The sequence below is a fragment of the Shewanella benthica KT99 genome, from assembly GCF_000172075.1.
Classification (GTDB): Bacteria; Pseudomonadota; Gammaproteobacteria; order Enterobacterales; family Shewanellaceae; genus Shewanella; species Shewanella benthica_A.
On the sequence record NZ_ABIC01000030.1, the window covers coordinates 1 to 26,144 of the forward strand.

A 26,144-nucleotide genomic window follows, 5' to 3' on the forward strand; every position below is an offset into this window, starting at 1 on the left:
TGGTTGACTAAACTACAGCTGGAAAATGACAACCATTCGTGCTTCTGGAACAGACTCAAGATATTAACTATATAGCTCAGAGTGGTCTTATCGGTCGTGATGGTATCGACAGCAGTGTTAAGGGCCGCGCTCACTTCGACAGTGCATCACGCGACTACACCATGGCTGCGGGTCAGGAAACTCTCGAAGTAGCATTAACCTATGTTGCTGACAACGGTGCTAACTACACTAAGATGTTTATCTTCCACCGTGGGAAATTCAACATTGATGTCGACTATGTGATCGACAACACCACAGATAAGCAGCTGCAAGTGCAGATGTACGGTCAGATCAAGCACAGCATCAAGGAAAGCGAAAGCAGCATGATGATGCCGACTTACCGTGGTGCCGCCTTCTCGACTGCAGACATTCGTTACGAGAAGTACAGTTTCGATGATATGGCTGACAAGAACCTGGATAATAAGACGCTAGGTGGTTGGGCAGCTATGCTGCAACACTACTTCGTTTCTGCCTGGATACCACCAGCTGACGATCAGAACATTATCTTCTCCAGCTTAAGTGCTGGCGGTCAGGCTAATATCGGTTTCCGTGGTGCCATCTATGATATTGCGCCGGGTGCGACTCAGACTATCAAGGCTCAGTTCTATGTTGGTCCTAAAGATCAGAAGGAACTTTCTGCAATCTCGGACTCACTCAACTTAGTGGTTGATTATGGTTTCCTCTGGTGGATAGCCGTGCCTATCAGCAAGTTACTCATGTTCTTCTATTCAATAGTGGGGAACTGGGGTGGGGCGATTATCCTTATTACGCTTACCGTGCGTGGTATGTTATTCCCGCTAACTAAGGCTCAGTACACCTCTATGGCTAAGATGCGTAGTCTACAGCCTAAGCTTGCAGAGATGAAAGAGCGTTTCGGCGATGACCGTCAGAAGATGGGTCAGGCCATGATGGAGCTGTACAAGAAAGAGAAAGTTAACCCTATGGGTGGCTGTCTGCCTATCTTGCTACAGATGCCTATCTTCATCGCACTCTACTGGGTGCTAATGGAGAGTGTTGAATTACGTCATGCACCATTCATGTTATGGATCATCGATTTGTCGGTACAAGATCCTTACTACGTGATGCCAGTGCTGATGGGTATCTCCATGTTCGTCATGCAGAGAATGCAGCCTATGGCACCGACCATGGATCCTATGCAACAGAAGATGATGCAATGGATGCCGGTAGTATTTACCGTGTTCTTCCTCTGGTTCCCTGCTGGTCTGGTACTTTACTGGTTAGTAGGTAACATAGTTGCCATCACGCAGCAGAAGATCATCTACGCGGGTCTGGCGAAGAAAGGCTTAAAATAAGTCTGCGACTCAACAAGCGTTAACTGAAAAGCGGTTTAATACTTAGGTATTAACCGCTTTTTCTTTTTATGAAAGACTGAGTCTTTCAGTTTTACCCCCTCTTATTCAGCGTAGGAATCACAGTAATGACAGCAGATACTATCGTGGCACAAGCCACCGCCCCAGGCCGTGGCGGTGTAGGCATCATACGTATCTCCGGCGATCAGGCCAGCGAAGTGGCTATGGCCATGCTTGGGCACATACCCAAGACGCGTTATGCCGATTACTGTGATTTTAAAACTGCCGATGGTGAAGTGATCGATCAAGGTATCGCCCTCTACTTTAAGGGACCCAAGTCCTTCACCGGTGAAGATGTACTCGAGCTACAGGGCCATGGTGGTCAGATAGTACTGGATATGCTGATCAAGCGCGTGATGGAAACCAAGGGCATTCGCATCGCCAGACCTGGTGAATTCAGCGAACAGGCCTTTATGAACGACAAGTTAGATCTCACCCAGGCCGAAGCCATCGCCGATCTTATCGATGCCACCAGCGAACAAGCCGCTAAGAGCGCCCTGAACTCACTCCAGGGCGAATTTTCGGCAGAAGTACATGCATTGGTCGAACAGGTCACTAACTTGCGCCTATACGTCGAGGCAGCCATAGATTTCCCCGACGAAGAAGTAGACTTCCTCTCAGACGGTAAAATTTCCGGCTCACTCAACAAGATTATCACCAAACTGGACTCGGTCAAGGCCAGCGCCAAGCAAGGTTCGATAATCCGTGAAGGCATGAAGGTGGTGATAGCCGGTCGACCCAATGCCGGTAAATCCAGCCTGCTTAACGCACTTGCGGGTAAAGAGACTGCCATAGTCACCGAAGTAGCAGGCACCACCCGTGACGTACTGCGCGAGCATATCCATCTAGATGGCATGCCATTACACATCATAGACACAGCAGGCCTGCGTGAAACGGTCGATACCGTCGAGAAGATCGGCATAGAACGCGCCTGGGCCGAAATTGAAACCGCCGATCAGGTGCTATTTATGCTCGATGGCACCACCACAGATGCCGTCGACCCACACGAGATCTGGCCAGATTTTATCGACCGTTTACCGAATAAACTCGGTATCACAGTGGTGCGTAACAAGGCAGACCTCACAGGTGAGTCATTAGCACTCAGCGAAGATCACGGCCATCCCGTGTTCCCTATCTCGGCAAAAACAGGTTTAGGCATAGAAGCGCTCAAGCAACACCTTAAATCGCTTATGGGTTATCAGAGCAATCTCGAAGGCGGCTTTATCGCACGTCGTCGTCACTTAGAGGCGCTTGATCTAGCCAGTAGCCACCTGATGTTAGGTAAAGAGCAGTTAGAAGTTTATCTGGCCGGTGAGCTATTAGCCGAAGAGCTACGCATGACGCAGCTAGCCTTATCTGAGATCACCGGTAAGTTCACCTCAGACGATCTACTCGGTAAGATCTTCAGTTCTTTCTGTATAGGGAAATAGCCCCGTCTTTCCGGCATGCTTTTGGCCGGAATCCAGATCCTAGAAAAAGACGAACGCGGCGCTAATCGGCAAGATCCGGATTAAGCAGGACCCTAGCTAACCCCTGACTCAAAACGAAACTCAAATTCGCTATATAATATGCTTTATGCGGCTAAATTAGCCGATAAAATCACTATTTTCGGTGATAAAAATAGCAGATCTAAACCTGTACATTTTTTGATCTCGATCAAAATCATCAACAGACATATCAACAAGTAATCTAAAATTAGATCTTTTATTCAAATACCACGCAAATCAAAACCTAACACGTTGATATTAAAGAAATCTCTTTGTGTATAAACATATCGGTTTTACTTGTAAATTACAAAAATTAAGATCTTAGTTGAAAAGTTATACGCAAAACGAATTTTAATTCTGCAGATCAAAATCGATCTGATCGAGCAAAGATCAAAAACAATTTTTATAACTTCGATTCTTTAAAATTTATACTCAATATATCTATCAAAATTTAAGCTGGAAAATAAAAAAATGGTCATTAAAACCACTCGATTTCGGATCATTTTACATCGACGACTCGACTCGCCTTCTTGTATTGAATCTTCCAACCTTGCCAGCGAGGTAACTCCCAGCGTTTAGGGCCGGTTTTGCGAGCACCATTGGCGTAAACTAATGTCACCAACTTGCGTTTAGGCTGGTATTCCACAGCGAGCTTAAGGTCGGCTAATATCAGCTGAATCGGGTACAAGTTATCGAACTCTTCACGCAACCAATCCGGGATCCCCTCGAATAAGAGATCATCCGCCTCTATCAGTTGCAAATCATCAAAGCTTTCTACCCCTAGCTCATTCAACCTCGCCATAAGATAGAGATCGAATACCAATGGCTCTTCACCTAAGCTGTTAACCAGACCAGATTCGGCAAATTGTTCCTTAGCCTTTCCCAGTGCTAACCAGATATTCCAGGCGGCGATATCATTTTTCAAACGTTGGGATAAGCCCTTAAATTGACGACCGACACTTATGCTACGCACAATAGCCTCAATCGCCTGCTCCCCCTCGACTTGTTTCAAGCGGGAACCTATCACCCTGCCGGCGTAAAGCGTCTCAACCAGCAGCTTATGGCTCTGGCCCTTCTCCTTACCGTCTCCCAGACGCTCCTCACCTAACTGAGCCTCTAACAACAAGTTAAATGAGATGGGTGCCATACAAGAAGCCAGATTCAACGTCTGCTTTGCCCCCTTACCTGCAATCGAATGCAGATCGAATATCACCGCCGCTAACGCACTATCCTTACCATCGACTCCCTTAAGCTCACTACAGAAACGACTGACGCGGCCGATTTGTGCCTCGCTGAAGCCATTACCAAGGGCTGTGATGCGTTTTTCACGTCTAACGTAGGCGAGTTCAGGTGCCGCCTTGATCACGGCTAACAACCAACTCTGGCGCAGCTCAATGTCCTTACTGACTAATACGGGTGATTGCTCGACTCTCTGTAAGCCTAATGCCGAGCGGATCTGGTTTGCCAGCATGCGTGCCTCTTTACGGGCTCCTCTATTCACATAGCCGGCATCGGCATCTCCAAGAAAGTCCGGCAGCTTATCTCTTACTATTTTTATTAGCGTAAATGCGTCACAGCCCAGGGGCTCCCATTCATTCAGCAATTTAAGATCGAACTCACTGGTGGGTAACTTGAACAAGCCCTGTGGCACACTCAGGGCCGCGGCGAGATCGACCATCAAGCCACGACACACATCGTCGGGCATGGCGCTGATAAGGTGAGCAAACTGAGTATCTATCGGTAGCGGAGAGAGTTTCTTGCCATGGGCCGTGATCAGCCCGTCTGCATCTATGGCTCCCATAGCCAGTAACTTTTGTTCGGCAATCGCCACTGATTTAACTGGCAAGTTATCGACAAACTCAAGTTCAGACAGCTTATAACCACAACAAGCGGCTGCCAGCATAGGTTCCACCAGCTCCTCACGTTGAAGTTCTGGCGGTGTCATGGCTTCCATGGGCGCACTCTTACCCCATAAGCGAATACAGATACCGTTTTGCGTACGGCCGGCACGCCCCATTCGCTGAGCACAGCTTGCTTTAGATATTCTCGCCAGAGAAAGCACAGTACGGCCGTTACGCTGATGGGTACGCCGCTCAAGACCCGTATCCACCACAGCAGTGACCCCGGGGATAGTCAATGAGGTTTCTGCCACATTAGTGGCAAAGATGACTCGCTGATGATCGGCTTGCTGCAGGACATTCTTCTGCTCTTGAGGACTGATACCACCATGGAGGGCTATTAGTTCCAATCGCTTACCACTCGTGGGAACCAAAGGCTGACAGCTTTGAATAGCGCCTTGAATCTCACGCTTGCCCGGAAGAAAAACCAATATATCTCCATCCGTCTGTTGTAACAAACCCGACACTGCGGTTTTTACCGCTTGTTCCACGCCGCGAATGTCAGGCAGGTGGTGACTTTCAAGGGCCTGATATTTTAGTTCCACGTGGAACCTTTTCCCTGCCGCTATTAAACGACGGGCAGATCGCGCTTCTACAGAGCTTCCGACACAGGTTTGATCGGCTAAACCATTAGTTAAGCCCTTGCTTAAATAGTGAGTCAAACGTTCACCGTCTATGGTGGCCGAAGTCAGTATCAGTCTAAACTCGGGTGAAGCTTGGGCCTTAAACTTCAACATGGCCAGCAGCAAATCAGTGTCCCAACGGCGTTCGTGGAACTCATCGATAATCACAGTAGCGAAACTGGCTAAACCGGTTTCCTGCAGCCAACGTAGGGCAATACCCGGCGTAACGAAGGCTATCTGAGTATCATCAGTCACTGTAGAATCGAAACGTATGGCATGGCCCACTTTTAACTCAGTTTGCCCGCTGACAAATGAGGACAGCGCCAAACAAGCAACCCGCCGGGGTTCCACAACCAAGACACGTTTAGGTCTTCCAGTATTCGGTCCTTCACTATCGGGTTCCACACACCAAAGTGGTAAACGGGTAGATTTACCCGAACCGGTATCGGACTCAACTACTAAGTGATTGTCTTTTATCGCTAATTTAAATTCATCATAGAGCTTATCTATGGGTAATGAATTGATAGCCGAGGTGACTTTATGAGATGGATCAGATACATAAGTTTTAGGTGTTGTTGGCTGCATATAATACAAAGAGTATGAAATGTTCAGATAAGTTTAACGGGCAAAGGCCAGAGATGGAACACATGGAAGATAGCAGAGGCCATAAAATGGTTGAATTCAAATAGATCTAAACGCAGAATAGTTTTTATTTCATGACCATAGGCCACCTATGCAACTTATCCATCTATTCTGGCAACCTGATAATTCTGCATTCGACAACACGGGTCAAATGTATTTATGGGTGGAGAGTCAGAATGAGATAACCAGCCCCGGGTTTTACCCTTACCAGCTAGACAGCAGTAGCTTCATGGGGTTTGCCACCACACAGCTGAAGATGAACTCGGCCTTCGATGAAGTAGACATCTGGCTCCCTTGTAACGCCAAGGGTGAAGCTACAGCCTCGCCAGTCATCGCCAACATCAATAATTTGGACGACAATCAGTGCACTACATTTAAGCCATTCATACTCAATGTGATAGAGGTGGATGATCCCATCGGCTTTTTAAAAGAGCTAAACTTTCAGAGTTATCACTTCGAAGAGACGCTGATCTTAGCCGACGATGCCAAATTTTGGATCAAGATGGCCTATGAGCTCAGCCATATGATCAAGCAAGATCAATATATCCCCGCCTTGGTAGCGCAGAAAGGGACAGCAAAAACCCAATACCATACTAAGTGGCAGACTCTCTCATCCGAATATCACCACCGGCTGAAGATGATATCCTCCCACATGCCTCATTCTGCCTGCTTAGGTGATTTTACCGGCTACGACACCCTGTCGGCCTTACACCACTTCTCCGATGTCAGCCTCAATCAATTGATTGCAGCCACGCCTTACAGCCAGAAAAACATCAAGTCAGTAGAAGGTACTTTTATCGCACAGACCTTGAGTCACCAAACTCAGAACATAGATGCCGACACATTCAAGGCATGGAAACTGTGGCAGAATAATCTAGTCTATGATCAGTTTGGCGCCGATTTCACCCTGTGCTTTAAACTGCTCGAAGCCAGTGACCAGCATGAGGGCGACTGGGGACTCGAGCTACTGCTGCAGTCGAAGCGGGATCCATCTTTCATGGTCAACCTGACTCAGTACCGGCAGGATAAGGCCGCTAAACAACAGCTTTTCGCCGAACTTCTGGGTACCTCGGTGGAGCGCACACTATTGCTGCAGCTAGGCTATGCCAGTCGAATCTATGCCGTCATCGAACATATTTTTACAACTAAGATGCGAGAAGCCGTGATCCCGCTCGATCAGCAGCAGGCTTTTCAATTTCTGAAAGAGGATGCCTGGACCCTGCACGCCTGCGGCTACCGCATCATAGTTCCTGCATGGTGGACTTCTAAGGGCCGGCTTAAGGCTAAAGTAAAACTCAGGGCTCACAGAAGCACGACTAGCGCCTCTAATTCACCTAGCGGCTTTATCGACACAGATAGTCTTATTCAGTTCGACTATAGCTATTCCATGGGTGAACACGAGGTGAGCGCAGAGCAGTGGCAGCAGCTGCTGGAGACTAAATCTGATCTGGTTTATTTCAGAGGCAGCTGGATAGAGATAGATAAAGCCGAGATGGAGAAGATGCAAGGGCTTATCGAAACCTCCCGCAAAGACATGGGCAGCGGCAACATGCAAAATCTCTTGGCCCTGGCAGCAGATGAATCCAGCTACGATATTGAGCTGGATGCAGGCTTAGAGACTATAGTCGATGAGCTAAAAAACAAACATAAATTTAGCCTAATCACCCAGCCAGCTCAGTTGCAAGCCAAGCTTAGGCCCTATCAGAATCGCGGCACATCCTGGCTGGCCTACCTAGAAACCTTGGGCATGAACCCCTGCCTGGCTGACGACATGGGTCTGGGTAAGACCATGCAGATCATAGCACTCATGCTGTTACAACCGAGAAAACAGGCGGCCTTGCTGGTGGCACCGACCTCTGTGGTGGGTAATTGGCTAAAAGAAATTCAAAAGTTTGCCCCAACGTTAAATGCTGTCATACATCACGGCAGTCAGCGCAAACAAAAACAGGCGTTCAGCAAATTAGTCGCGCAGCACGATCTGGTCATCACCTCCTACGGCCTGATCCGCAAGGATAAGGCCCTGTTTAAAGAGATACGCTGGTCACGGCTGATCATCGACGAGGCGCAAAATATTAAGAACCCAGCATCGGCACAGACCAAGATACTGTACGGCCTCAGTGCAGACTCGCGCATCGCCCTCACCGGCACACCGATAGAAAACCGCTTAATGGATCTCTGGTCTATCTTTAACTTCTTAAACCCCGGTCTACTAGGCACTCAGGCCAGCTTCAGGAAAAACTTCGAACTACCGGTGCAGAGAGACAATAATTTACATAAGGGTCAGTTACTGAAGAATATCGTCGAGCCTTTCATCCTGCGCCGCCTGAAGACAGATAAGAATATCATCAACGATCTGCCGGACAAGATAGAACAGAAAGTCTATTGTGAATTGACTACCGAGCAGGCCAGCATCTATCAATCCATCGTCGATGAGATCACCACACAGATGGAGCAGACCCAGGAAAGCCAGGGCCAGAAAGTGATCATGTTATCCGCCCTGCTGAGGCTGAAGCAGTGCTGTAACCACCCGGCTCAGGTGCTGCAGGACGGCAGTGAGTTCAGCATAGAACGTTCGATCAAGTTGCAGCGACTGGTGGAGACATGCAAGGAAGCCATCGGCAATAACGAGAGTATCCTCATCTTCAGTCAATTCACCGAGGTCTGTAGTCAGATCCAAAAAATACTTAAAAATCAGTTGGGTTTCCAGACGTATTATCTGCATGGTGCGACCTCACGCAAGCGGCGAGAACAGATGATCCAGCAGTTTCAGGCCGAAGATAGCCCTCCGGCGGTATTTATCTTATCGCTAAAAGCCGGTGGTGTGGGTATCACCCTCACCAAGGCTAACCATGTTATTCACTTCGACCGCTGGTGGAACCCGGCCGTAGAAGATCAGGCTACCGACAGGGCTTATCGCATCGGCCAGCAGAAAACCGTGTTTGCACATAAATTCATCACCTTAGGCACCATAGAAGAGAAAATAGATAAGATGTTGGAGGATAAGAAAAAAATAGCCGACTCGATTATCGGCAATGATGAGTCCTGGTTATCCGGACTCGATGCCAATTCATTCATCAAGCTAATCCAGCTGAGCCGGGAGGTCTGATGCCGACACAAAAAACATGGTGGGGTAATGCATTCATCGACTCGCTGGAAGCCTTTATCGATAGCGGCCGCCTGCAACGTGGCCGCGCCTATCGCACCGATAGTCGCATGCTGAAATTCGACATCAAAGCCAACCGGATAGAGGCCAGCATACGCGGCAATATAAACCCCTATTTCGGTATCACTAAGGAACCCAGATATAGAGTATCCCTGGCCTTCGAAACGATCTCCGCCAAACAGTGGCAAACCATCATAGCCAAACTCTGTGACAACCCGGGCTGGATCTCTAAGCTGATGCTCAACGAGATGCCGGAAAATATAGAGAACGCCTTCGGCCAGAGCCATTTCTTACCCGAATCCTACCGGGACATCAAAGCCAGCTGTAGCTGCCCCGATGACGCTAACCCCTGTAAACATATCGCCGGGGTATATTACCGCCTGGCCAACATCCTCGACAGGGATCCCATGTTGCTGTTTCAACTGCGAGGCTTACCGCCGGTAAACTTACATAAGGCGCTGCAAAAAACTGAGTTAGGGCAGGTATTCTCGGAGCATATCAGCACCGCGGACAAGGTGGAGATAGAGTATCAAGACCACAGGTACAGTGAATTTAACATCACCGCAAGAGGCGACTCTGCCAACCAGACTAAAGCTATCAACCAGGCGCAATACTGGACCATGACAGACTGGTTGCTGCCACAAAAAGATGAAGCTATCACCGAGATTAATGCCTCCCTAATCAAGAAGCAGGGGGATTATCCGGAATTCTGGACCCGCTCCAACTCGTTTATCGACGCCATGGAAGAGATCTACAGCACCACTAAGCGCAAGAACAAGAAAACACTCAGCAGCGGCAGTTGAGGAGACTTGTCACATCACATGAAGAGCACCAAGTGTAGCAAATAGCTTTTTAGTTAGTCTTTTGGGTTCATTGGGCGGTTTTGTTGTTTGGTAGGGTTTTAGCAAGCCATGGCTATATTGGTGTTTATTGCTTGCAGCAAGTGCTGTAATGTCGTGGTGACAGGGATGTCATAGAACGGCCATTTTTGGAAGCTCGCAGCCGCAACTACACTGGTTGATAAAAGCAAAAACAGTAGATTTCTTCGACTTTAATAATGACTAAAACCGCTTTGAGGCAATTAAAAGGAGTATTCGCCTCATGTAGTGAGGCGATTAAGCTTGTTGTTCGCCTCACATAGTGAGTAGAATAACAGTGTTATTTGACTCATTGTTATAGATTGTTAGAGGATCATCATGTGGATTTGGCAACAAGCTAACTGGCCTGACTTTCGCTGGGAAACCGATAAAATAGCCTTGTTATTGCGTCAGGTTAGATTCAACCAAGGTCTGCTGCTTGGTAAATTAGATCATGAGCCCTCAGCTCAAATAACACTTGATACCTTGCTGGCAAATATCATTCATTCCAGTGCCATTGAAGGCGAAAAACTCAATGCCTTCTCGGTACGCTCATCTCTGGCCAACAAGCTAGGTATCAGCGATGAAAAGCCCTATCCCACCACGGTTCAAACTGATGGCTTAGCTGAGATGACACTAGATGCCCTGCAGAACTGGCAAACACAGTTAAGTTTACAGCGGATCATGGATTGGCATAAATTACTGTTTCCCGAAGGTTATACCCTGTTTAATCCCATTCAAGGTGGCGTGTTACGGGGTAGCGAGCCTATGCAAGTCATCTCGGGGCGTATAGATAAACCTAAAGTCCATTTTGAAGCCCCACCTCGCTCAGAGCTCGAAGATGAACTCACAAGGTTTATAGACTGGTTCAACAGCTCACAGCAAGATGTGGCAATGGATCCCTTGATCCGTGCAGCCATCACTCACCTGTGGTTTGTGACTCTGCACCCACTCGATGATGGTAATGGCAGAATAACCCGCTTACTCACAGATTTAGCACTCGCTCAGGCAGAAAACCGTTCTATTCATTTTTATGCCATGTCAGTGAGTATCCTGGAGCGCAGACAAGCCTATTACGATATTTTGGAGAGCACTCAAAAAGGCGAATTAGATATTACCTCCTGGTTAGTCTGGTTTTTAGATACGCTCAATAGTAGTTTGCAGAAATCACTCAATGATATCGCCCAGACAGTAGCGAAAACTAACTATTGGCAACGTGTCGATCAAACATTACTGAGTGCAGAACAGGTAAAAGTGCTTAATAGACTGCTGGATGCCAGCCCTGAGCACAGTTTTAAGCTGGGCATAAGCAGTAGCCAATATCAGAAGGTCGCTAAAGTCAGTCGTGCAACAGCGACTCGTCATTTGGCACAGCTTGTTGAACAAGGATTTTTAGTTAAAGCGGGAGCCGGTGGGCGAAGCACAAGATACTTGCTAGCTAGCAAGTAACGCAAATAGCTTTCTGGTTAGGTTTTCGTTTCATTGGGCTGGTTTTTTGTTTGGTGAGGTATAAGTAGTTCATAACATTGCTGATGTTAATCGCCTCCTGCGGGTGCTGTATAGGGATATACCAATGTCGTGATGGCAGGATGCCAATGAACGACGTATGTGCAGGTAAGCTCTCGGGACGCTGGCTCTTGATTTCATGAGAGTCCATCTTTCGAGATTATCTTGCCTACTACACCTCGTCTCTAAAAAGCAGTGTATCGCTTCGATTAGTGGCTTAACTAGGCTGGTTCCATAATAGCGAGTGTGGATAGACTATTTTCAAGGAATGGCATTAGAGCTTTGGGATCGTCAGGTTCAAATAGAGTGACACTGTCTTCGTCATGTTCTATTTCGATATCCCATTCAGAAGCGCTGAAACGAGTAGCTGTGGCGGAAAATACAGTGTATCTATATAGCCTCTTCATAAGAGATTAATTACCAATGCTCTCAAGATATTCAACGAAAGGGGCGAAGTCGCCCTTATCAGCTTATTTAAGACAAAAGATATAAGCACTGCGCTCATCGCTTATATTAGCAAGATCTCCTTTGGCCCATATTAGAGGTGACTCTTCCAATAGGAAAATACGAACGACGTCAGTAAAAATACGAGAATGCCTGCCATTGCCATTTGGAAACGGATGAATCCATACAAGCCTGTGCTGTATACGAGCGCAAAGCTCTAGATTTGAGTAGTGTTCATACTGTATCCAAAGCTTCGCATCTTCAAGAAAGTTTCCAAGATTTACTCGAACCTGGAGCGGATCACATCCAATGCTAAGCTCGCGAGTTCTTATGTTCCCAGCCCACTTCCAAACATCACCAAATAGACTTTGATGTAGATCCAGAACAAAGTCTGTAGAGAAGATGGAATCAAGCTTTCTCGTCCTTACTCTGCAACCATAACTTGCGGCCGCCTGCACGCATGATCTCTTCAGCCAGCTCGTCAATCAAATACTGCTCCTTGTCCTTGCTAATGGATTGAGCTTCCAAAAACATATTCTTAGAAGCCTTTCTAACTTCCGTTGAGGCAATTTTAAGGGCTCGATCGCTAATAGTCTCAGCCACAGCCTTCTTAGGCTTTAGTGTGTATGAGAACTCACAATCCAAAGCATCTGCTAATGCTTTTAGCTGGTTGAGTGTTATATCCCCTCCAGCTTCTCGCCTCTCAAGAACAGAGACTTTATTCCTGGTCATCCCTGCTCGAACAGCGAGTTGGGCGCCTGACATATCAAGCGCTTTTCTAATCGTTCGAACCCACCCCTCTTTTGGTACTGTGGGGGTAAATATATTAATCACGCCATCGACGATTTCTCGATATTGTCTAAGAACGGTCTTCTTAACTGTGCCTTTTTGCTTTAATGACTTGGCTTGAAAAGAGTGCATAGCAACCTCACTTCCCATGGTTCATACAAAATAACGTAATCAAATTTAGCGACTAAACATTATATACGTATCAATTTAAGCATACACTACCACACCGATTGTATCTGATTTTGAATACAAAACAAATAAAAGCGTATCTGATTATAGATACTAAAAATGAATACTGCAGGCAAGAGCCAAGATACATAGACTCGATGCTGTGACTTGTCAGCTAACAAGTTTGGCAAATAGCTTTATTTGGTTAGTCTGTTGGGTTCGTTGGGCTGTATTTTTGCTTGGTGGGGTATTTGGCAGCATGGCTATATGGTGTTTATTGCTTGCAGCAGGTGCTGTATATGGTCTTGCATGTTCCCTGCATGCATAAGACATTTCCTCCATCCGTGGAGGTCAGACATACGAATGTCGTGATCACATGGATGTGAAAGAACGACCTTATGTGCGCCTTTTCTTTAACAAGGGTTGCGAGTCGCCGGCTGTTGATTTTATAAGAGTCATCCTTATGGGCTTGCCAAAACAAACAACGTCCATGTTTAACGGCCAGTTCGATAAATATGTCCATATACAACAGCCAGTTCAGCTTCCATGCTTCTCGTTCATAGGCTCATGGCTATGCCATATTCACCCTTATCTCTCGCTCGAAGAGTTTCACGCCGTGAAACCTCGCCCTGTCATCGAAGCTCGCAGCTGTATCTACACCTGTAGGTAAAGCAGAGCTCACCTCTTCGACTTAATTAGGTCGTTTCTGAAATAGCGAGTGTGGATAGACTGTGTTTTTCAAGAAATGGCGTTAGCACTCTGGGATCTTCAGATTCAAATAAAATGACACTCTTTTCATCATGGCCTATTTCGATATCCCATTCAGAAGAACTGAAGCGAGTAGCTGTGGCGGTAATCACGGTGTAGCGACTAAAGCCAGTGTTCTCACGGTGATCTTCATCGGGGTTTTCATTGAAATAGTCGACCCAGAGAACTAGGTATTGGTCATTTGGCTGGCTCTCACTTCGATCTAGGCCTGAGTAACCTGAAACGGCCTTAGCCTTAAACATAAAACTTGGACACACATCATTGTGCCAACTCTTATCGACTAAAATGGGGAAGTTCTCAAGGCTAAACCCCAGATCAAAGCTTTCACCAAACTCTTGTTGGTATTGGTGCATTACTAAATACCGAAGAGGGTTACACTACTTAATTATAGTACATAACTACATTGATTTTTATATGATTAATATTTTTAAGAGGATTGTAACGCACTTATAAATACTCAAGCTGTATCAGAATTAGATACAGCTAAAATTTATTAACTACGTTAGGTAGTACTTTACAGGTTCAGGAAATAAAAGACTCAAATCTCGCTTATTTATCTTAAATAATGGACCTTTCTCAGCAACTTTTGGCTTTGCCCCTCCAGTACGCTTTATTAAATGATCCATAGTAATAACCCCACTTTCAATCAGAGGCATGAGTTGGCTCAATAAAGGCGACTTTGTATGTACTACAGATAGCAGATAAAAATGTTCAACACCTTCAATCCTTTCACTTTTCGCTTCTATCCAAAAAGTTTCAGCATGCTTTTCTTTTAATCTCTGGCGCAATAATCTTCCAGTCCAAGTAGCAACATGAGCCCCATCGCTATGAACTTCATTTAACTCATCTTTTTCACGATCAAACTCAAATTTTAAACCTTGGCTATTAGCTTTATTAGTACTAAGTGTGCAGTAAAGTTTAAAATTATCTTCTCGAGCATATCCATATTTGTCCAGAATGGTAGCACTGCTTTTACAAGTGCTAAGTCCCCAATCAGCAACCTGTGCAAATAGAGTAGTTCTAGTCTTATTACCACGCCCAGATTTTAATTCAATCCCCTTGTAGTCAGGTAACTTACTAGAATTAGCCTCAATATCTAAAGCAGACTCAATAGACAGACCAATAGCAGCGTTTCCTTCCATAATGGCTCGAAGTGGCTTTTTAGCTAACACCTTTAACTTAGCTAAAAGTTCATCAGAAATACTATTACTAACGGCTAAATACTTACGAATAAAACTCTGTAAACCAAGTACTTTACCAGCATAACTAGGACTGACTTCTCGAATCAAATGTGGCTTATTAGATTCTAACTCTATGTTCTTCATACTCAAATTAATTAAATATGCAGAATCATCACTGATGATTATAGCTATTTGGTCCCCTGAACAAGCAAAGTCGCCTAATTTAGTGAACCACATTCTAGGATCACCTTTTTTAGTGTTGGGTCTATAAAGGCTAACTTTCGATGCATTGCACTCTTTCTCCGATAGAAAAAATGCACTTTTCATTACTTTTGATTCTTTTCCTTGCCCTTGATTTTCATAATCATGAAAATTGGTTATATCAAAGTGTGTTCTAACTGTTTGAGTAGCATCGAGTATCGATTTTTTTAAACCTGTAGTAGTAGGTTCAAAAATAGAAAACTCAATTCCTAACTTTGTTAGTAATGATTTGTTTTTACTTACTAAAAGTTTTTGACTATCAGTAAGATAACTATCCACATCTAATTGATTGAGTTCTCCAGCCTCAACTTTTTTAAATGCAAAATGATCTGGTCTTGATAAAACTTGCTGTGTATCAAAAGCTTTAAGAACTGCTTTCCAATTTCCAAAGTTTGCTTGTTGCGCAACGAGTAACAGGGCTTCAGATTGGGTTATATTTTGTGATTTTTTAAGCTTTTTTGCTTTTTGTTTTAATCGCTCAATATTTATGAAGGAATTTTTAGAATGGTTTTGTTCTGAAGTCATGCATACACCTCTGTAAAAACTTAAGTTTCAATGAGTTATACACCAGACTTACTACCCAAAAATAAGCTAATTAGTGCTAACGAAACAAGTTTTTACAGAGAGGACACATAGGGCCTTTACTTTATTGGGTTGTTGGCTTCTCTCCAAAGCCTTGTTTGTAATGTATATTTAAGAGTTTTAACTGTCAACATTAGATTTTAAAAACGAGGATTGAATGCCTGGACTTTATAGCCTTTTTCAATTAGAATCCCCACAGATAAAATTTCTTCTTGTAGGTGTATATTGAACCATATCGAATTATTCGCAGGTTGCGGTGGATTATCATTAGGCTTAGATAAGGCCGGCTTTAAGCTCATCATGGCTAATGAATTATCACCAATGGCAGCAGAGACATTTGCTTATAACTTCTTAAATGAAAACCTAGAAGAAATTGCAAAAAATGATGGAAAACCAAAACAATCATATTGGTTAAATAGCCAATTTAGTGATTTAAAATCTAGGCTAAGAGAAAATCCATTTAACTCACCTTCTTTCTCATCTGGCGAAGGGTTTAGTGACATCCCTAAAGATTTAGATAAATTACAAGGGAAACTTGTAATTGGAAGCATTATCGAACTAAATAAATTACTAGAAAATACTCCTGAACTTGTCAAAAAATTACAAGATGGCTTCGGAAAAGGCGGTTTAGACCTCGTTTCAGGTGGACCACCTTGTCAAAGTTTTAGTATGGCAGGCTTGCGTAAAAGGGACTGCGATAAAAACTCATTACCATGGGAGTTTGCAAAGTTTGTCTCTCTTACGAAACCTAAAATTGCTGTTTTAGAAAATGTCACAGGTATATTACGAGCTTTCAAAGATGATGATGGAAATTCCTTTCATGCTTGGTTTGAAGTCGCAAAAGTTTTTGCCACAAAAGGCTATGTCCCATTATGCCTTCATATCAATGCACGTTTAGCAGGTATAGCTCAAAATCGACCTCGTTTCATTATGATAGCTATACGTGAAGATATTTATGATCGATTAGCAATCAATTTTAAAAGTGATAGTACTGAATCTAAGCTATTCAAGTCTTCTGAAATATTTTTCCAAGCTGTTCAGAAGGACATTGGAAAAGTAAAATTTGGCTCACTTCCATATTTTGATGTAACTAAACCTGCAGACTTAGCACTCTTCAAAAACTCTTTTTTACACCATTTAGTCGGCATAAATGAAGTTTCAGTTCGTGAAGCGCTAGATGATTTAAAGCAAAAAAAACCCAAACCAGTATCAAAGTTCGTTAAGAACTTAAATAAAACGTTCTCTAACTCTCTCAAAAAAAGAGAAGGTGGAATCCCCAATCACGAACAAAGAAATAATAGTGAAATAGTGAAGCGCAGGTTCCGTCTTTATCAAGTACTTCAACAGATCGATAATCGTTCTGTAACTAAAGCAGTTTTTGCTATTTTAAAGGGAAGTGATACTCAACTAAATGAGAATGTTTGGGCTGAAATAAAAGAATACAGCTACCTTAGAGAAAGTGGAAAGTTAGAATTGTTTTCAAAAAAAGAATCCTTTATAACTTACTTATTGTCACACCCGACTAAAAAGCAAACACAAAAAGCACTCGCCCCAAATTCACCAGCACCAGCTGCATTGTCTATTCCTGATGATGCTTGCCATTATGATGAAGATGAACTGAGAGTATTAACTGTAAGAGAAATGGCTAGAATTCAATCTTTTCCTGACAACTTCGTATTCCGTTCCAAGGTCACTACAGGCGGTCAAATGAGGAAATTTGAAGTACCACAATACACTCAGGTTGGTAATGCCGTCCCTCCACTACTAGGTCTAGCATTAGGCAAAGTAATTAAAGAGCTACTTAATAGTAAATGTGATTCATAGTCCGTTATTTAACGGACATATTCCAAGGATAATTAGGTATAAATATCCTTGGAATATACTAAATCCCTTTACTGAACGATGCAACTATCGAAGCTTATGGTGAAGGTGATGCGCAGTTGATGAAGGTCTTGAAATCGCCATTGCGTGCTTAACCGCGTTCCGCGAGGTTACCTGCATATAAGGTCTTTATTCACATCCATGTATAACATTATTATATCCATATACAGCACCTACAACACCAATGAAGCTATGGTTTCCAAAAGCAAACCAAACACCTAACTCGCCAAATAAAACTAATACGTGATTTTACGATTGTTAACTATCTTGAGAGCACCGCCTAAGAAACACTTCCAGTACAACTCACGTAAAGATTAAATAAAACCTCATTATTCACCTCAGATAAGCAACCTTTATTACATATCTACTGTAGACAATATAACCAAAAGGAATAAGATAAGAACACTAATGGAAAATAGTGAAAAGGAATGAAATGGCAACATCAGCAATGCAATTTAAAATGAGCTGTTTAAAGACTTTGACTGCAGTAGAAGCCGATAGAAATAGATCAAATCAACATGAATTTCAAGGCGTCGCAGCATTAAAAAGTATATTTGGACGACAACGTTTGTCTTGTAGCGCACACTTTTCGATTAGAGGACAAGAAGGTCTATCTTCAGCAGGTTTAACTTGGTACGACTCAAGAGAAAAAAAAGATCATCGCTCACCTGAGTTTCGATTATATTTTCAGTCAAACGCAGTCATGGACATTGCGCAAGAGGGAGATACTATTGTAATTGGATTAGATCAAAACGATAATATCCACTGTGAGTTAATTAGAAATGGTTCTGTAGATTATGTGAGGTATTCACACTGGTCTACAAAGTAAATATCCTCGAGATTGCCAAAGGCACAATAAGTCAGTAACACTTAATTACTGACTTATTTCATTGAAAAACTCTACGCCATATCCATCATGAAAACATCATTCACTAGAGCAGTAAATGTAGGACAAGCATACTTTTACTGACGATAAGACCTATCGAAGAAACAATGCTTTGCCAACAGGTGTAGATGCGGCTGCGAGCAATAAATACCAATGAAGCCATGGTTTCAAATTAACTTACCAAGTTCCTTCAAAGCCAAATGATACCAAAGCCTAACCAAAAAAGTTCCTTCAACCTTGTGAACCGACAAGGGACCAAATTTATTGCCCTACACTATCATTATACAAACTAGTTCAAACAGCACTTCTTGTATTTCTTGCCACTGCCACAGGGACAAGGGTCATTGCGGCCGACTTGCATATCCGCGATAAAAGGCTGTTGGATATCAAGACTATTGATATGAGAATCAAAATAACTTTCATCGAGTTTGTTGGGGGTATTCATCAAATCATCAAAGACGGCCATGAGGTCCTCATCATTCATCTCAGATTCAGCGTCGAAACCCGCCCACTGGCTAAGTGAATCCATCACATCATAATCGCCACTGATTAGGCCACTTTCCCACTCTGAATAACCGATAGACTGATTATCCCAATCTAGGATGCACTGGTTCTCAGCAGGACCTTCGTCAATCACTTTACTCTCTACATAGCCTACAAACTGGCTGTGATACTGATTAAACTCATTAGAAATTAACAGATTAATCAGTTCAAATAGGGCTATGGAGTGATTATTTTTAACGAGACAGTCGATAAAATCTGCAATGCTTTGATTCAGCGTCTCTCTATCAATTTGGCCTGTATGTAATTGAGAGAATAATGCACTTAAGGCAGCCATCTTAACCATTTCTCCGGCTTGATCTGAGTTAACCAAGTAACTGAGTTGTTCAGGTTTTCCTTGAGCCAAAATATAGTAAGCAGTCGAGAGTTCTGAAGCTATAAAGTCACCGAGTAGACGCTCTAATGGACTATCACAGTCTTCTTTATCGGTTAGGTTTATCAGGGAGTCAAAGCAACTAAATTGCTTACGATCGATAATCAGACAGATGCCGAAGAAGAGAAGATTACCGTCGGATCCGCTCAAGTCTTCTGTAGCGATAAACTTCTGCATCAAGTCATCTATCACAGGCAATAACTCCGACCACTGCTCTCTGGCTCCCAGTAAGGCTGCAACCGGTAGTTCTGTTAGATCATCACTACTAAGAATGGAGATTATCTCTGCTAATTTCATTTTTAACTCAAACGGAAAGAGGTGAACTCGCATAATAGAATAGTAAAAGAGGAAGCTAAAGCTCTAAGTCTGCATGGTTATGAAGACAGATAAACCGAAGAGATAACACTTTGCTTTACCAACAGGTGTAGATCAGACCAAACACCCAAGCCGCTAAATGAAACAAAAATGTTATTTCACTATTGTTAACTGACTATCTGACTGCCTGTCTAACTGATGTTCTTGGTTAGCCAACAGCTGTGCTTCAGTTGACACCTGCTCATCAAGATAGGAGGTAACATCTTGGTAAGTTAACCAAAATGCGTAGACGATTATGGCTGATAAAATAAAACGTAACATTAGGACTCTTTATTCACTGATTTAGTGAAGTAGTTCGTAAACTTATTCATAAAATTATTCGTGAAATTTCTATACTAGTGTCATGGCTAAAACAGACAGTAAAGCTGATGTTTTATAGCGGTGACGAGATAATACAAACAATTTAGAGTGAATTTCATACACTAGATACTGTCAAGATCTTGTCTGTTTTATCAGATTTTTCTGAAGTTTGACCGCTCATTAGTTGCGTCAAACATCCTACTCGGCGTCATTTTATTGAACGCTTAATAAGTGATGGCTAACTGTGGCTTTAACAAGAAATGAACCAATAGGTGCCAGCTTATTACTATGCCTGTCACTAGCTTATATAAAATGTATGGCGGAACTTATAACGAACAAAAAAAAACACCACTCAGCCTGAAACCTTACCCTAGTACAAATATCTCAGTATCCTAGATTTTTTATAGCTAAGAGTTCTCAAAAATAATCGAGAAACTACTGCCGATAGACCCTGATAGAGGTAGAATGCCGCCGTCTGTTCCAACCTATGCATTTATGATGATCGATCTCGCTATACTGCCACTGTATTTAACGACTGTTATCGCCCTGTTACTGATCCCTGGCCCGGACATGCTATTGATAGCCAGTTCCAGCTTAAGCTATGGCAAAAGAGTCGGTGTGTTTGCCAGCCTAGGTAATGCCACCTCAGGCTTGATTCTGACTTTGCTGGCCGCCATGGGTGTGTCTGCATTAATCGCCATGAACCCTATGGCTCTGCAGGTGCTGCGCATCTTAGGCGGAGCATATCTATTGAAGATGGGTTGGGATTGTATGCGCAGTGGCCCCCTTGATGCCCCGGAAATTGAACAACAATCGGGTCTGGCTAAGATGCTGTACCGCCGCGCGGTATTCAGTAATCTGTTAAACCCTAAGGCCCTACTCTTCTTCGTGCTGTTCCTGCCGCAGTTTGTTTCGCCTGAGCTAACGGCAACGTCTGGCGAGCAGATGCTGGCTCTAGGCCTGCTACTCAATGTGATGGGGTTAGTGTTTAACTTATTGCTGGTGTTAATGGTGGGAACCTTGGGCAAGCCATTACTTAAAAATGACAAGTTCAGGGCTAATCAAAACAAGTTTATGGGGATGATATTCTTCGCCTTAGCCATCTGGTTACTGGGCTCTCAAGTTCAAGCCATGAGCTAGCTAAAACCCAACAGACACCTGAGCGGGATTATCTTTTTTTTATTAAAAAAGAGTACGTCAACCCCGCCCAGCCTATGCTATTTATCGTTTTTGACTGTAATCTATGATGGTCTGACAATAAAGGGACAACAAACGCTCATCTTCTACCGCGACTCCCACTCTTTGTGACTCATGGCTCTGCCATTCATCGTGCATATACTTACGTGTATCGAATTTTTGTATTGTCATGCCTTCCGCCGGGCCATCGGTGACGACGCGCACGGGTCCTTCACGCAGAGTAAACAATGATGGGTCTATCACATAAGCGATGGCCGATGGATCATGCACATGACAACCTTCCAGCCCCACTTTCTCGGAATAGAACTTTAAGTAGTAACGGCTTATGTCCCAGATAAACTGGCCAACTTCACCGGCATCATCCCTGAGTCGATCCAGATAATCCTTGGTGAAGAAGCTCTGTTCGGTCACATCCAGCCCGATAATAACCACCGGCCAGGATGCACCAAACACAATATCGGCGGCGTGAGGATCGTCATGAATATTGGCCTCGGCATAGGGCGTCACATTGCCCCTGTGATCATTAACGCCAAATGCACCGCCCATCACCACCACTTCTTTCACCAGAGTCACGATTTCGGGAGCCGCCTCCAATGCCAGAGCCAGATTGGTCAAGGGCCCCACGGCCACTAGGGTGATTTCTCCAGGCTCAGCCCTGAGGGCATCGATAATGTATTGATAGGCCGGACGCGGATCGGCTTTAACGGATAATTCGGCGGGTGCCAGCACATCACCTAAACCTGACTCGCCATGTACCACAACCGTAGCCCCAACTGGCGGGCGAACCATAGGTTTAGCGGCCCCCTTGACTACATCGGCCTGCAATCCGTACTTTTGCTTAAGAAAAAGCGCGTTATGAGTGCCGTTTTCTATGGTGGCATTACCATAAACACAGGTTATGGCCTTAAGTTCTATCTCGGGATGCGCCTCGGCAAAGATGATAGCCATGGCATCGTCGATGCCGGGATCTGTATCTAAAATTATTTTGTTTGTCATAAATTCTACCGTTTAAGTTTAAATAAAATGTTTCATATACCCAAGCCACCTCGTGATCCGAGTCTCAAGATTGCTGTCACTTATCGACTTGCTAAAGTCTGCATATTAAAGTGCTATGAGTATATACCCAGACCAGATAACCATTGATGTGACCTAGTGCTAATAATTGTAATTTATATATTAGCTTTACTTTAACATTCATATTTACTGGAGTATTATCTGGCTACAAAAATGCAACAAAGCCATTACCCTTTACTTTTTTTAAGGAAGCAAACAGTGCCCAGGACGGCCAGTCAACTATAACCATCATTCAGGAAGCCCCTAATGAAAGAAGTCACATTTCGCTGGATAGACAAGTTTCTGGTAAACCTAAAAATTCAGGAAAATTTCTTAATCCTGTTTTCCTCTTCATTGTTAACTATGATCATCGTTAGTTTTACCTTAGTCAATGCCATTCAAAATCAACAAGAACAGGCGTTACACCAAGAGGTACGTTTGGTAGCTGGCCTGATGGCCGACACCGAACTGAATAGCACTCAAGTCTCAAATCTACTCGCCAACAGCAATGTACAACGAGGAAGAAACGGACTATTTCCTATGCGGATAGCCGAAAGTGACCAATATCTGAGCGGCGGCGAGTTACCTGGGCTATTTACGGCACTAAGCCCAAGTCATATGGGTGTCATTGCGATCAGTATCCTATTTTTGATCATGAGCACTTACTACATCATGACCTTCGTGGGAGGCGCACTGTTTAATATCTATGATGCCGTGTTACGCCTGGCTAACGGCGATCTGGCCTCCCGTATAAACTATGATCCCGCACGTAACGAATTCAACCTGATAGCTCAGACCATAGACAGGGTGTCAGAACGTGAGCATGTTTTAGTGAAAGCCACTCAAGAAGCGATAGCCCTGATCCAGCAGATAAGTTCCCAGTTAGGTCAACGCAGCAATGAGAACACTAAGCTGAGCAGCCAACAACAGGAGCGCATTGACTCTTTGGCCAGTGCCACCGAGCAGATGGCGGCATCGATACGTGAGGTGGCAGTTCATGCCCATGACTCATCGACCCAAACCGGCGAAGCGACCAAGACCACCGATCAGGGACGGTCTCAGGTAGGGCAAACATTAATTGCAATAAAGAAGTTAACCGCAGAGATAAATGCAGCCTCTGGTGCTGTAACCGAGCTTGACTCTAATGCCGCACAGATCGATGCTATCGTCTCAGCCATTAGGGCCATCTCAGAGCAGACCAACCTATTGGCGTTGAACGCCGCTATCGAGGCTGCAAGAGCCGGAGAACAAGGTAGAGGTTTTGCCGTGGTTGCCGATGAGGTACGCACCTTAGCCAGTCGTACTCAAAATGCCACGGTTGAGATTCAGAAGATGATAGAGACACTGCAGAAGAATAGTCGACAGTTGATGACTGTGATGCAACAAACGGTAACAGAAGCCGAGACCAGTGAGCAGTTGATGGAGTCGGTGAGTAAGAGCATCGAAGATATTTCCGGCCAAAATAAATATATCGCCGATCGCAGCATAGAGATAGCCGCCGCGGCAGAAGAACAGGGAGCCGTGGCAGATAACATAGCCTCTGATGTGGAACTGGTCCGTACGGGCTCGGAGCATCTGGCCTCCATGGTGACTCAGACATCCGCGGAGATACAGTCTCTGCATCAACAGGCGGATAATCTGGAAAGCCTGATGAAAGATCTTAAGGTATAGCCCTGCGATACCACTGCTCATTGAGCAGTGGTATTAAGCAAGTTTACGTATCAGAACATAATCATGATAGAGATCTTCATGATTAAAATGGCTAATGCCGAAGGGATCCACACTCGGCTTAAACACTGCGTGAAGCCGCCCTTGTGGGTCGATAAGATAGAGAGCGACCCCATGGCTAACCTTATAGGAGTCTTGTTCCCCCCTAGTGGTCTCTATTTTTACTCTGATCCCCAACTCATGTTCAAACTGCTTCGACGCCCCGCTAACTAACTGTGCCTCCGCAGCCTTCAGCCCTAAGATATTAGCGCCAAAGAATGGTACATACTCAGCTAATCTCTCTACCGTGTCACGCCCAGGATCTATGGTATAGAACAGCAGATGAATATCCTGATATTGGCCCTCTGCTTGCAGGCGCAGCTGAAGTCGGTTCAGCAGCATCAGAGTCGTGGGGCAAATGTCGGCACAATTGAGGAAACCATAGGCAAGTAGATGCCATTTCCCCTGCAGATCGACCTGAGTAAATGGCTTATTGTGATGATCCACCAAGGTGAAGCTGGTTAAGGCCCGCGGGTGTTCTAACAGAGTAGCACTTCGAAGTAACTGATGAGCCGAGGGGCTGACATTGGTATACATAAATAACACTGTGATCAGGGCTAACAAGACCGCAGTTATCAGGCCAGTGCTGAACGTCAGTTTGATCCTGAGACTGGTGCTCATTTAGCGACTATCAATAAGTAATTCACGCCTTCATCTTATACTGAGATGAAGGAGAGTAAGCGATTAACAAAGGTGTAGTCTCCTTCTATGGCCATCAAACTAATAAACACCACGATTGCCAGAGGCGGTAAGAACAACACCAGTTTTAATGCCAGCCGTTCCCACCTGACATGCATAAAGATAGTGATGATAAGCCCGGCCTTCAATGACATAAATAGCAAGATCAGCGTCCATCTCAATATGCCCTGCACTTCGAAAAAATCCACCAGGTAGGACATGGTGCTGAGCACAAACAGTAGCCCCCATATTTTCAAGTAGAGGCTGATGGGATGTAGCTTGGGCTGCATTTGTTCCGCCTCTTTATTTGTTATCTGACTCATACACCACCTCAATAATTTACCGCTGTTATCGCTTCCCTCTTTTATCCCTTATCGCTTTTACCCTTATCGCTTTTCGCTCTTAACCTATTTTCTATATCGCTTACCAGAGATAGAAAAGTGCGAAGATAAACACCCAAACAAGATCGACCATAGCAGCGTCCAATAAAGCTCTTATTAATTACCACAAGTAACTCTTTACCAAAGATAAAAGAGTGCGAAAATAAACACCCAGACTAAGTCGACAAAGTGCCAATAAAGGCCGGTGATCTCGACGATGTGATAGCCTTTGCCTTCGTAGTGGCCGCTAGCGACCCGCCGTGCAATAACCAAGAGAAAAATAACACCTGCGGTGACATGCAAGCCGTGAAAGCCGGTGATCATGAAGAAGGTGGCACCAAATTGTGCCGAGCCCATAGGATTTCCCCAAGGGCGTACGCCCTCCTCTATGATCAACTTGGCCCACTCAAACGCCTGCATACCAAGGAAAGATGCTCCCAATAAAGCAGTAGCCGTCATAAACAGGACGGTCTTGCGGCTGTCACCGCGATAGGCAAAATTCACCGCCATCGCCATGGTGCCGCTACTGGTGATCAGGATGAAGGTCATGATGGCGATAAGCACTAACGGAATATGGTACCCGGCTATGGTTAGCGCGAACACTTCACTGGTGAGTGGCCAGCTGTCCATGCTGGACATGCGCACGTTCATGTAGCCGATTAAAAACACGCTGAAAACAAAGGTATCGCTGAGTAGAAACAACCACATCATCAACTTGCCCCAAGGCATATTGAAAACCTGCTTGTCGGCTCCCCAATCACTCACGGCACCCTGCCAATTGTCGGTGGCTATGGGCGCTGCTACTTTTTTTTGTTTATCGTCTGTGCTCATGTGTCACTCCACTCCTAACACAAGTCCTACAAGCTATACTAGGCTGCTTTTTGTTGTTTATCGTCTATGCCGATGGCTACAAAT

At 44.5% G+C, this 26,144-nt stretch carries 19 protein-coding genes and 1 pseudogene; 9 read left to right on the top strand and 11 right to left on the bottom strand.

The features are described from left to right. Positions 1–29: 29 nt before the first annotated feature. Positions 30–1,352, top strand: a pseudogene (gene yidC / locus KT99_RS13590) (membrane protein insertase YidC); the annotation flags it as partial. A gap of 125 nt (positions 1,353–1,477) precedes the next feature. Beyond that, positions 1,478–2,839: a tRNA uridine-5-carboxymethylaminomethyl(34) synthesis GTPase MnmE gene (gene mnmE / locus KT99_RS13595; RefSeq protein ID WP_005501044.1), complete on the top strand. Its 1,362-nt coding sequence runs from the start codon at positions 1,478–1,480 to the stop codon at positions 2,837–2,839. Between the two features lie 556 nt (positions 2,840–3,395). Here the strand turns inward: mnmE and KT99_RS13600 are convergent. Beyond that, positions 3,396–6,002, bottom strand: a complete 2,607-nt coding sequence (locus KT99_RS13600) for a helicase-related protein (protein WP_005501049.1) — start codon at positions 6,000–6,002, stop codon at positions 3,396–3,398. Between the two features lie 148 nt (positions 6,003–6,150). Between KT99_RS13600 and KT99_RS13605 the strand changes: the two genes are divergently transcribed. From KT99_RS13605 to KT99_RS13615, 3 genes are all read left to right on the top strand, one after another. Continuing rightward, positions 6,151–9,165, top strand: coding sequence for a DEAD/DEAH box helicase (locus KT99_RS13605; protein WP_005501051.1), 3,015 nt, complete (start codon positions 6,151–6,153; stop codon positions 9,163–9,165). Next, on the top strand, positions 9,165–10,025 hold the full coding sequence (locus tag KT99_RS13610) for an SWIM zinc finger family protein (RefSeq protein ID WP_005501053.1): 861 nt from the start codon (positions 9,165–9,167) through the stop codon (positions 10,023–10,025). Before KT99_RS13605 ends, KT99_RS13610 begins: the two co-directional genes overlap by 1 nt. Positions 10,026–10,418: 393 nt before the next feature. Then, entirely contained in the window at positions 10,419–11,528 is a 1,110-nt protein-coding gene (locus tag KT99_RS13615; protein ID WP_005501055.1) for a Fic family protein, read from the top strand. A gap of 527 nt (positions 11,529–12,055) precedes the next feature. On the opposite strand, the gene KT99_RS13625 is transcribed toward KT99_RS13615, so the two are convergent. From KT99_RS13625 to KT99_RS13640, 4 genes are all read right to left on the bottom strand, one after another. Continuing rightward, the gene (locus KT99_RS13625) at positions 12,056–12,487 is read right to left on the bottom strand and encodes a mobile mystery protein B (protein ID WP_050774367.1); all 432 of its coding nucleotides are present in this window, start codon (positions 12,485–12,487) and stop codon (positions 12,056–12,058) included. After that, on the bottom strand, positions 12,438–12,950 hold the full coding sequence (locus KT99_RS13630; RefSeq protein ID WP_040572005.1) for a mobile mystery protein A: 513 nt from the start codon (positions 12,948–12,950) through the stop codon (positions 12,438–12,440). Before KT99_RS13630 ends, KT99_RS13625 begins: the two co-directional genes overlap by 50 nt. A 731-nt stretch (positions 12,951–13,681) precedes the next feature. Then, the gene (locus KT99_RS13635) at positions 13,682–14,107 is read right to left on the bottom strand and encodes a hypothetical protein (protein ID WP_005501062.1); all 426 of its coding nucleotides are present in this window, start codon (positions 14,105–14,107) and stop codon (positions 13,682–13,684) included. 144 nt (positions 14,108–14,251) lie between these two features. After that, positions 14,252–15,721: an MvaI/BcnI family restriction endonuclease gene (locus KT99_RS13640; RefSeq protein ID WP_005501063.1), complete on the bottom strand. Its 1,470-nt coding sequence runs from the start codon at positions 15,719–15,721 to the stop codon at positions 14,252–14,254. A gap of 282 nt (positions 15,722–16,003) precedes the next feature. Here KT99_RS13640 and KT99_RS13645 point away from each other — a divergent pair, with 282 nt between their 5' ends. Continuing rightward, positions 16,004–17,602, top strand: a complete 1,599-nt coding sequence (locus KT99_RS13645; protein ID WP_005501065.1) for a DNA cytosine methyltransferase — start codon at positions 16,004–16,006, stop codon at positions 17,600–17,602. Between the two features lie 490 nt (positions 17,603–18,092). Continuing rightward, positions 18,093–18,488, top strand: a complete 396-nt coding sequence (locus tag KT99_RS13650) for a hypothetical protein (protein ID WP_040572006.1) — start codon at positions 18,093–18,095, stop codon at positions 18,486–18,488. A gap of 346 nt (positions 18,489–18,834) precedes the next feature. On the opposite strand, the gene KT99_RS13655 is transcribed toward KT99_RS13650, so the two are convergent. Both KT99_RS13655 and KT99_RS22325 read right to left on the bottom strand, forming a co-directional pair. After that, complete coding sequence (locus KT99_RS13655) at positions 18,835–19,776, bottom strand: DUF1186 domain-containing protein (RefSeq protein ID WP_100067675.1); 942 nt, start codon at positions 19,774–19,776, stop codon at positions 18,835–18,837. 171 nt (positions 19,777–19,947) lie between these two features. Then, complete coding sequence (locus tag KT99_RS22325; RefSeq protein WP_005501069.1) at positions 19,948–20,115, bottom strand: hypothetical protein; 168 nt, start codon at positions 20,113–20,115, stop codon at positions 19,948–19,950. Between the two features lie 537 nt (positions 20,116–20,652). Between KT99_RS22325 and KT99_RS13660 the strand changes: the two genes are divergently transcribed. After that, complete coding sequence (locus KT99_RS13660) at positions 20,653–21,294, top strand: LysE family translocator (protein WP_198402025.1); 642 nt, start codon at positions 20,653–20,655, stop codon at positions 21,292–21,294. 81 nt (positions 21,295–21,375) lie between these two features. On the opposite strand, the gene KT99_RS13665 is transcribed toward KT99_RS13660, so the two are convergent. After that, positions 21,376–22,347: a nucleoside hydrolase gene (locus KT99_RS13665; protein ID WP_005501072.1), complete on the bottom strand. Its 972-nt coding sequence runs from the start codon at positions 22,345–22,347 to the stop codon at positions 21,376–21,378. 324 nt (positions 22,348–22,671) lie between these two features. Between KT99_RS13665 and KT99_RS13670 the strand changes: the two genes are divergently transcribed. Beyond that, complete coding sequence (locus KT99_RS13670) at positions 22,672–24,075, top strand: methyl-accepting chemotaxis protein (protein WP_005501074.1); 1,404 nt, start codon at positions 22,672–22,674, stop codon at positions 24,073–24,075. Between the two features lie 33 nt (positions 24,076–24,108). On the opposite strand, the gene KT99_RS13675 is transcribed toward KT99_RS13670, so the two are convergent. The 3 genes from KT99_RS13675 to KT99_RS13685 form a co-directional block, all read right to left on the bottom strand. Beyond that, a complete protein-coding gene (locus tag KT99_RS13675; RefSeq protein ID WP_005501075.1) occupies positions 24,109–24,792 on the bottom strand; it encodes an SCO family protein in 684 nt (227 codons plus the stop codon). Positions 24,793–24,827: 35 nt separating this feature from the next. After that, complete coding sequence (locus KT99_RS13680; RefSeq protein ID WP_005501076.1) at positions 24,828–25,172, bottom strand: cytochrome C oxidase subunit IV family protein; 345 nt, start codon at positions 25,170–25,172, stop codon at positions 24,828–24,830. 195 nt (positions 25,173–25,367) lie between these two features. Beyond that, positions 25,368–26,060, bottom strand: a complete 693-nt coding sequence (locus tag KT99_RS13685) for a heme-copper oxidase subunit III family protein (RefSeq protein ID WP_005501077.1) — start codon at positions 26,058–26,060, stop codon at positions 25,368–25,370. Positions 26,061–26,144 lie beyond the last annotated feature (84 nt).